The sequence below is a fragment of the Pseudomonas sp. 39004 genome (genome assembly GCF_028682155.1).
GTDB lineage: Bacteria > Pseudomonadota > Gammaproteobacteria > Pseudomonadales > Pseudomonadaceae > Aquipseudomonas > Aquipseudomonas capeferrum.
Window position 1 is genome coordinate 1 of the sequence record NZ_JANIAG010000192.1, and the last position, 9,889, is coordinate 9,889.

General features: G+C 61.2%; 3 protein-coding genes and 1 pseudogene. 1 reads left to right on the top strand and 3 read right to left on the bottom strand.

From position 1 onward, the window contains the following. Positions 1-36: 36 nt before the first annotated feature. From NP534_RS23355 to NP534_RS23365, 3 genes and pseudogenes are all read right to left on the bottom strand, one after another. Positions 37-1,395, bottom strand: a complete 1,359-nt coding sequence (locus NP534_RS23355; protein ID WP_274100260.1) for an HlyD family type I secretion periplasmic adaptor subunit — start codon at positions 1,393-1,395, stop codon at positions 37-39. 7 nt (positions 1,396-1,402) lie between these two features. Then, on the bottom strand, positions 1,403-3,559 hold the full coding sequence (locus tag NP534_RS23360) for a type I secretion system permease/ATPase (RefSeq protein WP_033703532.1): 2,157 nt from the start codon (positions 3,557-3,559) through the stop codon (positions 1,403-1,405). Between the two features lie 44 nt (positions 3,560-3,603). Continuing rightward, positions 3,604-3,868, bottom strand: a pseudogene (locus NP534_RS23365) (TolC family outer membrane protein); the annotation flags it as partial. Positions 3,869-4,321: 453 nt separating this feature from the next. On the opposite strand from NP534_RS23365, the gene NP534_RS23370 reads away from it, so the two are divergent. After that, on the top strand, positions 4,322-9,889 hold a 5,568-nt coding region (locus NP534_RS23370; protein ID WP_274100259.1), incomplete at its 3' end, for a retention module-containing protein.

Sequence of the window (9,889 nt, forward strand, 5' to 3'; positions counted from 1 at the left end):
CGGCAAGGCCGCTCCTACACACAGCCGTGCGTGGCGTTAACGTTCGCGCAGGGCTTCCGAGCGGGCCTTCATGATCGGCTTGAGCAGGTAGCTCATGATGGTCTTCTTGCCGGTCATGATATCCACCGTCGCCACCATCCCGGGAATGATCAGCAATGGCTTCTCGTCAGTGCCCAGGTGGCTGCGATCGGTGCGCAGCTTGATCAGGTAGTACGTGGTCTTCTTGTCTTCATCGGTGATGGTGTCGGCACCGATCTGCTCCAGCTTGGCCTTCAGGCCACCGTAAATGGTGTAGTCATAGGCGGTGAACTTGACCGTCGCTTCCTGCCCTGGATGCAGGAAGGCGATGTCCTTGGGCAGGATCTTCGCTTCGATGACCAGGGTGTCGTCCAGCGGCACGACCTCGACGATGTCGCTACCCGGCTGGATCACCCCACCGATGGTGTTGACCAGCAGCTGTTTGACGATACCGCGCACAGGCGAGGTGACCATGGTACGGTGAACCCGGTCGTCCAGCGCCTTGCTGGTGGCAGTGGCCTTGCTGAGCTCGGTGCGTGCCTCATTGAGCTGGGTCAGCGCTTCGCTGCGGAATTTGCCACGGGTTTCTTCGATCTTGCTCTGTACTTCCCGAATGGCCGCCTCGGCACGCGGGATGGCCAGCGCGGTGGAATCCATCTGGCCACGGTTTTCTACTTCGGCACGGCGCAGGCGCAGCACTTCGACCTGGGAGATTGCGCCCTGGGCTACCAGGGGCTCGGACATCGCGATCTCCTGACGCAGCAGTTGCAGACTGTTGGCGTACTGCGCGCGCTTGGAGGTGTATTCGCGCAGCTCCTGCTGGCGCTGTACCAGCTGTTGCTGCAGGCCACCGATCTCGTCCTGCAGTTGCTGGCGCCGGCTCTGGTAAAGCGATTGCTCGTTGGCCGCCTGGCTGGGCGCGGCCTTGCTCAGGGCCTCATCGATTTGCAGCGGGCGGTCTTCGACCTCGGCACTCAGGCGTTCGACGCGCAGCGCCATGGCCAAGCGGTCGGCCTCGGTTTCGCCGACGTTGGAGGCGAAGCGGGTTTCGTCCAGGCGCAGCAGGGGCTGGCCGATTTCGACGATCTGCCCTTCCTTGGCGTAGATTTCGGCGACGATGCCGCCCTCGAGGTTCTGGATCTTCTGCACCTTGGAGGACGGAATGGCCTTGCCTTCGCCGCGCGTGACCTCATCGATCGGCGCCACACTGGCCCAGACGATCAGGAACACAAAAAACGCGATCACACCCCAGATGGTCAGGCGCACCACACGCGGTGCATCCTCGATCAGCGCCTTGTTGACCTCGGGCAGCGGCTGCCCGCCGAGCGAATCGGAGCCCTTGAAGTAGCGTCGCAGGCCATCCTTGAACTGCCCCATATCGAGCTTATGCAACACTGATCTGCCCCTTCTTCAGCGCATCCATGACCGCGGCTTTCGGGCCGTCGGCGACAATCTGCCCGCGATCGATGACGATCAGCCGGTCCACCAGCGACAGCAACGAGGCGCGGTGGGTCACCAGCAGCACCGTCTTGTTCTCGATCACCGCCTGCAGGCGTTGCTTGAGGCGCTCTTCACCGGTGTTGTCCATGGCGCTGGTCGGCTCGTCGAGCAGCAGGATCTGCGGGTTGAGCAGCAATGCACGGCCCAGGGCAACGTTCTGCCGCTGGCCGCCGGAGAGGTTCTGGCCACGCTCGCCCACTTGCAGCTCATAACCGTCGGGGTGCAGCCGGGCAAACTCATGAACACCTGCAAGTTCTGCGGCCTGCAGGATCATTTCGTCTTCGATGTAACGTGCGCCGCTGACCAGGTTGTCGCGCAGGGTGCCGGCCATCAGCTGGATGTCCTGCGGCACATAGCCGATGTTGTGGCGCAGCTCGCTGACGTCGATCTGGCGGATATCCACGCCATCGACCAGCAGTGACCCGCCGTCGGCTTCATAGAGGCCCACGACCAGCTTGGCCAGGGAGCTCTTGCCCGAGCCGCTGCGGCCAATGATGCCGACCTTTTCGCCGGGGCGGATGGTCAGGTTGATGTTCTTCAGGGCCAGGTTCTGCTGGTTCGGGTAGGTGAACTCGACCCCGCGGAACTCGATGCTGCCCTGCAGTACCCGGCGGCTCAGCGGCCGCTCCTCGAAGTTGCGCTCCTGCGGTAAGTCCATCATGTGGTCGGTGGCGACCATGGTTACCTTCGCCTGTTGGTAGCGGGCCAGCAAGCCGTTGAGCTGGCCCAGCGGGCCGAGGGCGCGGCCGCTGAGCATGTAACAGGCGACCAGGCCGCCCATGCTCAGGTTGCCGTCGATGATCAGGTAGACACCCACGCAGATCATCGCCACGCCTGCCAGCTGCTGGATCAGCATGGTGATGTTCATCGCCAGGCTCGACAGCACCTTCACGCGCAGCTCCAACCGGCTGAGGGTGCCGAGGGTCTGCTCCCACATGTACTGGCGCTCGCTTTCGGCGTTGTTGACCTTGACGGCGTCCAGGCCAGCCAGGGTCTCGATCAGGCTGGACTGGCGCTCCGAGGCCAGGGCCATGGTCCGCTCCATGGTCGCCATCAGCGGCCGCTGCAAGGCATAACCGATGCCCAGGGCCAGCGGGAAGGCGATGATCGGGATCCACACCAGGTGCCCGCCAATGATGGCGATGACGATCAGGATCAGGAGGGTGAACGGCAGGTCGATCAGGCTGGTCAGGGTCAAGGAGGCGAGGAAGTCGCGCAAGCCCTGGAACTCATGGATGTTCTGGGCAAAGCTGCCGACCCGCGCCGGGCGGTACTTCATCGACATGCCGACGATACGCTCGAACAAGGTCGCCGAAATGATCAAGTCGGTCTTTTTGCCGGCAAGGTCCAGGCAGAGGCCGCGCAAGCCCTTGAGGATAAGGTCGAAGACGTAGGCGCCGGCGATGCCGACAGCCAGCACCCAGAGGGTCGAGGTTGCCTGGTTGGGCACCACCCGGTCATACACGTTCATCACGAACAGCGGCGCGGCCAGGGCGATCAGGTTGATCACCAGGCTGGCGGCTATGGCATCGATGTACAGCCATTTGCTGCGCAGCAGGGTGTCGCGGAACCAGGATTTCGCGCGCGGGATGAGGTTGCCGTGGTTGACGTCGAACTTGTGCTGCGGCTGGGCGAAGAACACGCGCCCGCTGTAGTCACTGAGCAGCGCTTCGCGGCTGACATGCACCTCGCCACCATCGCTCTCGCTAAGCAGCAGGCGCGCGGTGTCTTCGTTTTCCCAGCCCAGCAGGACGGCGCTGCGGCCTTCCTTGAGCAACAGCATGGCCGGCATGGCGATACTGGGGATCTGCTCCAGCTTGCGCTGCAGCAGCCGCCCCTGAAGCCCGGCCCGGGCCGCGGCACGGGGCAGCAGCTCGGGGCTCAGGCGCTGGGCAGGCAGCGGCAGGCCGGTGGTCAGCATGACCCGGCTGGCGGGTTTCTGATGCAGGACACACAGGCTCAGCAGGCTATCCAGCAAGGGATCGTCATGCTGACTGCGTGGATCGTGGCTGAGTTGGACTCGACTGACTTCGGATTCCACGCGGCGCTCTCTTCATCCTTGCGGTGGGTGGGGCAGGGTGTGCCTCAGTTCAGGCCTGACAGGCTCACCCTCGGTTTCAGATCGTTCTGCACAACGGTGGCCATCGGGGCTACAACACCCTGATTCTTGAGCAGTGGCCAATGGTCGCCTTGATTCGATACTGAGTAAACAATTGTATGTTCTTCATCTCTACCAGACGACGCCGGGTAGTGAAGGTTACGACTTGGGCTCCCGGTCTGCCTTGTTGCTGACGCCAGTGTAAAGGTTGAAGTTCATTCGCAGCATAGCCTGCCATTCGTTGTTATGGCCTGCAGGCTCTCAAGGGCGGTCTGCACGGCTTTGGGCAAGGATTGTGCTTGTGCAAACGTGGCGGCTAGGGTGATGGGAAGAACGGTAAACAGTGAAGCACGCATTTTTGGCGGGTTCCCGAAAGCGCTGTTGTCCCGAGTCACGGTTTAAGCTTTTCAGGGCCAGGAAAATGGCGCCAGAACTGGCCGATGGGTGGGCTTCCGACAGGCACTGGATGACTACTAAATGAAGGGGTGGCAAAGGTGCAAATATCAATGTGACATTACATTGCCGATTGTTTAGGATGGCGAGTATAAGGTCAATAGTTTGGCAGATAGTTAATTCCAAACAGTTATAGACGTAATTTTGACGTCAAATCCTCATCATATTAATCGACACAGATCCGCCTGAAGTGGCTTACAACAGCGCCGCTCTGGCAGGGAAGTACCCTAACCGGGTCACACGGAGAGTCCAATGAGCAGCGTTGTAGCCATCGTCAAAAGCATTGTCGGCCAGGTTATTGCGGTATCCCCAGAGGGCATCCGGCGTGTACTCATCGAAGGTGATCGCCTGTTGTCGGGTGAGGAAGTACTCACCGGCCCGGGTGGCGCGGTAACGCTCGAGCTGGCCGATGGTCGCCTGCTCGACCTGGGCCGTGACAGCCAGTGGAGCGCGGATGCGCCCTACAGCAGCACCGACCTGGGCCAGGCCACTGCGCAGGCTGCACCGTCAGTCGAAGAGCTGCAGCAGGCAATTGCTGCGGGTGTCGACCCGACTACCGAGCTCGAAGCCACGGCAGCAGGCCCGGCAGCGGCGGGCGGTGGTGGCGCGCTGGGGGGTGGCCACAGCTTTGTCATGCTTGAGGAGACAGCGGGCAGGGTCGACACGAGCATCGGCTTCCCTACCGGCCCATTAGGCTTTGCCGCGGCGCTGGAGTCTGAAGACGTTGGCGCGCTGGACACCAGCAACAACAATCAGCAGGTCATACCGCCCACCACGCCGACCGATGTCTCCACCGCGCTTGTCCTCAACGCCACCCCTTCCATCTCCGAAGCGGGTGGCGTAATCGTTTATACCGCGACAGTTGGCCAGGCGCCGACGTCCAATCTGGTCGTGACCCTGTCCAACGGTGCGGTGATCGTCATTCCGGCAGGGCAGACCAGCGGTAGCGTCAATGTCACCATCCCGGCAAATGACACGCCGTATATCGACGGCGGGCAGATCTCGACGACCGTGACGGGTGCCACCGGGGGTAACGGTCTGATCGTGACCCTGCCGCAAACGCCGGCGGTTACGCAGATTACCGATACTATCGACACCACCACTGCGACCCTGACCGCCAACCCTTCGGTCACCGAAGGTGGCGTGATCACCTACACCGTGACTCTGAGCAACCCTGCCCAGACGCCGGTTACCGTGACCCTGTCGAATGGCCAGACCATCACTGTCGAAGCCGGCAAGACCCAGGGCAGTGTCGACTTCCAGACTCCGGACAACGACGTCTACAACAACGGTTCGACCGTCAGCACCACCATCACCGGTGCAACCGGCGGCAACTTCGAGCAGCTGACGCCGAACCCGACCCCGGCGCAGACCACGATCAACGACTCGGTCGATGTGACCACTGCGACCCTGACCGCGAATCCTTCGGTAACCGAAGGCGGCGTGATCACCTACACCGTGACTCTGAGCAACCCTGCCCAGACGCCGGTTACCGTGACCCTGTCGAACGGCCAAACCATCACTGTTGAAGCCGGCAAGACCCAGGGCAGCGTTGATTTCCAGACACCGAACAATGACGTCTACAACAACGGTTCGACTGTCAGCACCACCATCACCGGTGCAACCGGCGGCAACTTCGAGCAGCTGACGCCGAACCCGACCCCAGCGCAGACCACGATCAATGACTCGGTCGACAACACCACTGCGACCCTGACCGCCAACCCTTCGGTCACCGAAGGCGGCGTGATCACCTACACCGTGACCCTGAGCAACCCTGCCCAGACGCCTGTCACCGTGACCTTGTCGAATGGCCAGACCATCACGGTCGAAGCAGGCAAGACCCAAGGCAGCGTTGATTTCCAGACGCCGGACAACGACGTCTACAACAACGGTTCGACTGTCAGCACCACCATCACCGGTGCAACCGGCGGCAACTTCGAGCAGCTGACGCCGAACCCGACCCCAGCACAAACCACGATCAATGACTCGGTCGATGTGACCACTGCGACCCTGACCGCGAACCCTTCGGTAACCGAAGGCGGCGTGATCACTTACACCGTGACCCTGAGCAACCCTGCCCAGACGCCTGTCACCGTGACCCTGTCGAATGGCCAGACCATCACTGTCGAAGCCGGCAAGACTCAAGGCAGCGTTGATTTCCAGACCCCGGACAACGACGTCTACAACAACGGCTCGACCGTCAGCACCACCATCACTGGTGCCACTGGCGGTAACTTCGAGCAGTTGACGCCGAACCCGACCCCGGCGCAGACCACGATCAACGACTCGGTCGATGTGACCACTGCGACCCTGACCGCGAATCCTTCGGTCACCGAAGGCGGCGTGATCACCTACACCGTGACTCTGAGCAACCCTGCCCAGACTCCGGTAACCGTGACCTTGTCGAATGGCCAGACCATCACCGTCGAAGCCGGCAAAACCCAAGGCAGCCTTGACTTCCAGACCCCGGACAACGACGTCTACAACAACGGTTCGACTGTCAGCACCACCATCACTGGTGCCACTGGCGGCAACTTCGAGCAGCTGACGCCTAACCCGACGCCAGCGCAGACCACGATCAACGATTCGGTCGACACCACTACTGCGACCCTGACCGCCAACCCTTCGGTCACCGAAGGTGGCGTGATCACCTACACCGTGACCCTGAGCAACCCTGCCCAGACTCCGGTTACCGTGACCCTGTCGAACGGCCAAACCATCACTGTTGAAGCCGGCAAGACCCAAGGCAGCGTTGATTTCCAGACCCCGGATAACGACGTCTACAACAACGGTTCGACCGTCAGCACCACCATCACCGGCGCTACCGGCGGTAACTTCGAGCAACTGACGCCTAACCCGACGCCAGCGCAGACCACGATCAATGACTCGGTCGACACCACCACTGCGACCCTGACCGCCAATCCTTCGGTAACCGAAGGTGGCGTGATCACCTACACCGTGACCCTGAGCAACCCTGCCCAGACTCCGGTAACCGTGACCTTGTCGAATGGCCAGACCATCACCGTCGAAGCCGGCAAAACCCAAGGCAGCGTTGACTTCCAGACCCCGGACAACGACGTCTACAACAACGGTTCGACTGTCAGCACCACCATCACCGGTGCCACTGGCGGTAACTTCGAGCAACTGACGCCGAACCCGACCCCAGCGCAGACCACGATCAACGATTCGGTCGACAACACCACTGCGACCCTGACCGCTAACCCTTCGGTCACCGAAGGCGGCGTGATCACCTACACCGTGACTCTGAGCAACCCTGCCCAGACGCCGGTTACCGTGACCTTGTCGAACGGCCAAACCATCACTGTCGAAGCCGGCAAGACTCAAGGCAGCGTTGATTTCCAGACCCCGGATAACGACGTCTACAACAACGGTTCGACCGTTAGCACCACCATCACCGGTGCCACTGGCGGCAACTTCGAGCAGCTGACGCCGAACCCGACCCCAGCGTCGACTGTAATCAATGACAGTATCGATACCGTCACCGTAAGCATCGTCAGCAACGGCAACGTGACTGAAGATCAGCAGCCATCCTTTACGGTAAAAGTGAGCCAGGCGCTGGACCGTCCGCTGACCGTAACGCTTTCGAACGGCGAAACCGTCACCATCGAGGCCGGCAAGACCGAAGTCGAGTACAAGACTCCGGCCCAAGGCGATGACGTCATCAAGGACGCCGGCTCTGTGACGTTGAGCGTCACCGGCGCCACTGTCGCGGGTGCTACCTTCGAGAATCTGGCCATCGGCGGCCCGGCGACCGTTGAAGTTTCGGACACTGTCAGCGAAGTCGTTGCAACTTTGACTGTGGACAAGGCAACCGTGGCCGAAGGTGGCCAGGTGACCTACACCGTCACGCTGACCAACGCACAGGGCCTGACTGTCACTGAGCACGGCGCGCTGACCTTCACCCTGACCGACGGTACAAAAGTCACGATTCCGGCCAACAGTGCTTCCGGCACCGCGACCATCACGGTTCAAGATGACGTGTACGTCGGCGGTCAGGGCGCTGTCGCCAACAAGCTTGAGTCGGTATCGGGCGCAGACAACTTCGAGAAGCTGACTTTGGGTGGTGATACCGTCACCACTTCTGTGACGGACGAGCCAGGTTCGGGCACCCCAGGCACCGGCAACGAAGGCGACCTGGTCAGGGTCACCATTACCGCCGACCAGGTTTCGGTCGCCGAGAACGTGAAGCCGACCTTCACCGTTCACATCAATACCGCCCTGACCCACGACCTGGTCGTGACCCTGAGCAACAACGCTACGGTCACCATCAAAGCGGGCGAAACCAGCGCGCCGTACAGCCACGATGCGCAAGGCGACGACGTTTACCAGGACGCCGGTGAGATCAGCCTAGGTATCAAGTCGGCCGTCGATGTCGACGGTCGTGCCTTCGAGAACCTGCAGCTGGGTGATGCCGCGTCAGTAAAAGTCACCGACACCACCGACGAAGTCATCGCCAAGCTGACCGCTACGCCTTCGGTCACCGAAGGGGGCGAGATCACGTACACCGTCACCCTGACCAACAAAGACGGCTTGCCGATCAACAACCACTCGCCGCTCTACTTCACCCTGAGCGACGGCAAAACGGTCATCACAGTGCCAGCCAACGGCACCGTCGGTACAGCCACTGTTACTGCTCCGGATAACGTCTACGTGGGCAGCAACACCCCGGTAGAGCAGAGCCTGCAGTCAGTCAGCGGCGCAGACGCGTGGAAGTTCGAGCAACTGACCTTGGACAAGACCCCGGTCAGCACTACGGTTACCGACGAGCCAGGTACTCCGGGCAACGAAGGCGACGTGGTAAAAGTCACCATCACCGCTGACCAGGTATCGGTCGCCGAGAACGTCCAACCGAGCTTCACCGTTCACATCAACACCGCCCTGGATCACGACCTGGTCGTGACCCTGAGCAACAATGCCACCGTCACCATCAAGGCTGGCGAAACCAGCGCGCCATACACCCACGACGCGCAGGGCGACGACGTTTACAAAGATGCTGGTGAGATCAGTCTGGGTATCAAGTCCGCCGTCGATGTCGACGGTCGTGCTTTCGAGAACCTGCAGCTGGGCGACGCGGCATCGGTCAAAGTCACCGATACCACCGACGAAGTCATCGCCAAGCTGACCGCTACGCCTTCGGTCACCGAAGGGGGCGAGATCACGTACACCGTCACCCTGACCAACAAAGACGGTTTGCCGATCAACAATCACTCGCCGCTGTACTTCACCTTGAGCGACGGCAAAACGGTCATTACCGTCCCAGCCAACAGCACCACCGGTTTCACCACCGTTACTGCGCCAGACAACGATTATGTCGGCACTAACGCCCCGGTTGAGCAGAGCTTGCAAGCGGTCAGCGGCGCAGACGCTTGGAAGTTCGAACAACTCACCTTGGACAAGACCCCGGTCAGCACCGCTGTCACCGACGAGCCAGGTACTCCGGGCAACGAAGGTGATCTGGTCAAGGTCACTATCACCGCTGACCAGGTCTCGGTCGCCGAGAACGTGAAGCCGACCTTCACTGTGCACATCAACACTGCACTGGCCCACGACCTGGTTGTGACCCTGAGCAACAACGCCACCGTCACTATCAAGGCCGGTGAAACCAGCGCGCCGTACGCTCACGATGCGCAAGGCGACGACGTCTACAAAGACGCCGGTGAGATCAGCCTGGGTATCAAGTCCGCCGTCGATGTAGACGGTCGTGCCTTCGAGAACTTGCAGCTGGGTGACGCGGCGTCGGTCAAAGTGACTGACACCACTGACGACGTGGTTGCCAAGCTGACTGCTACTCCGTCGGTA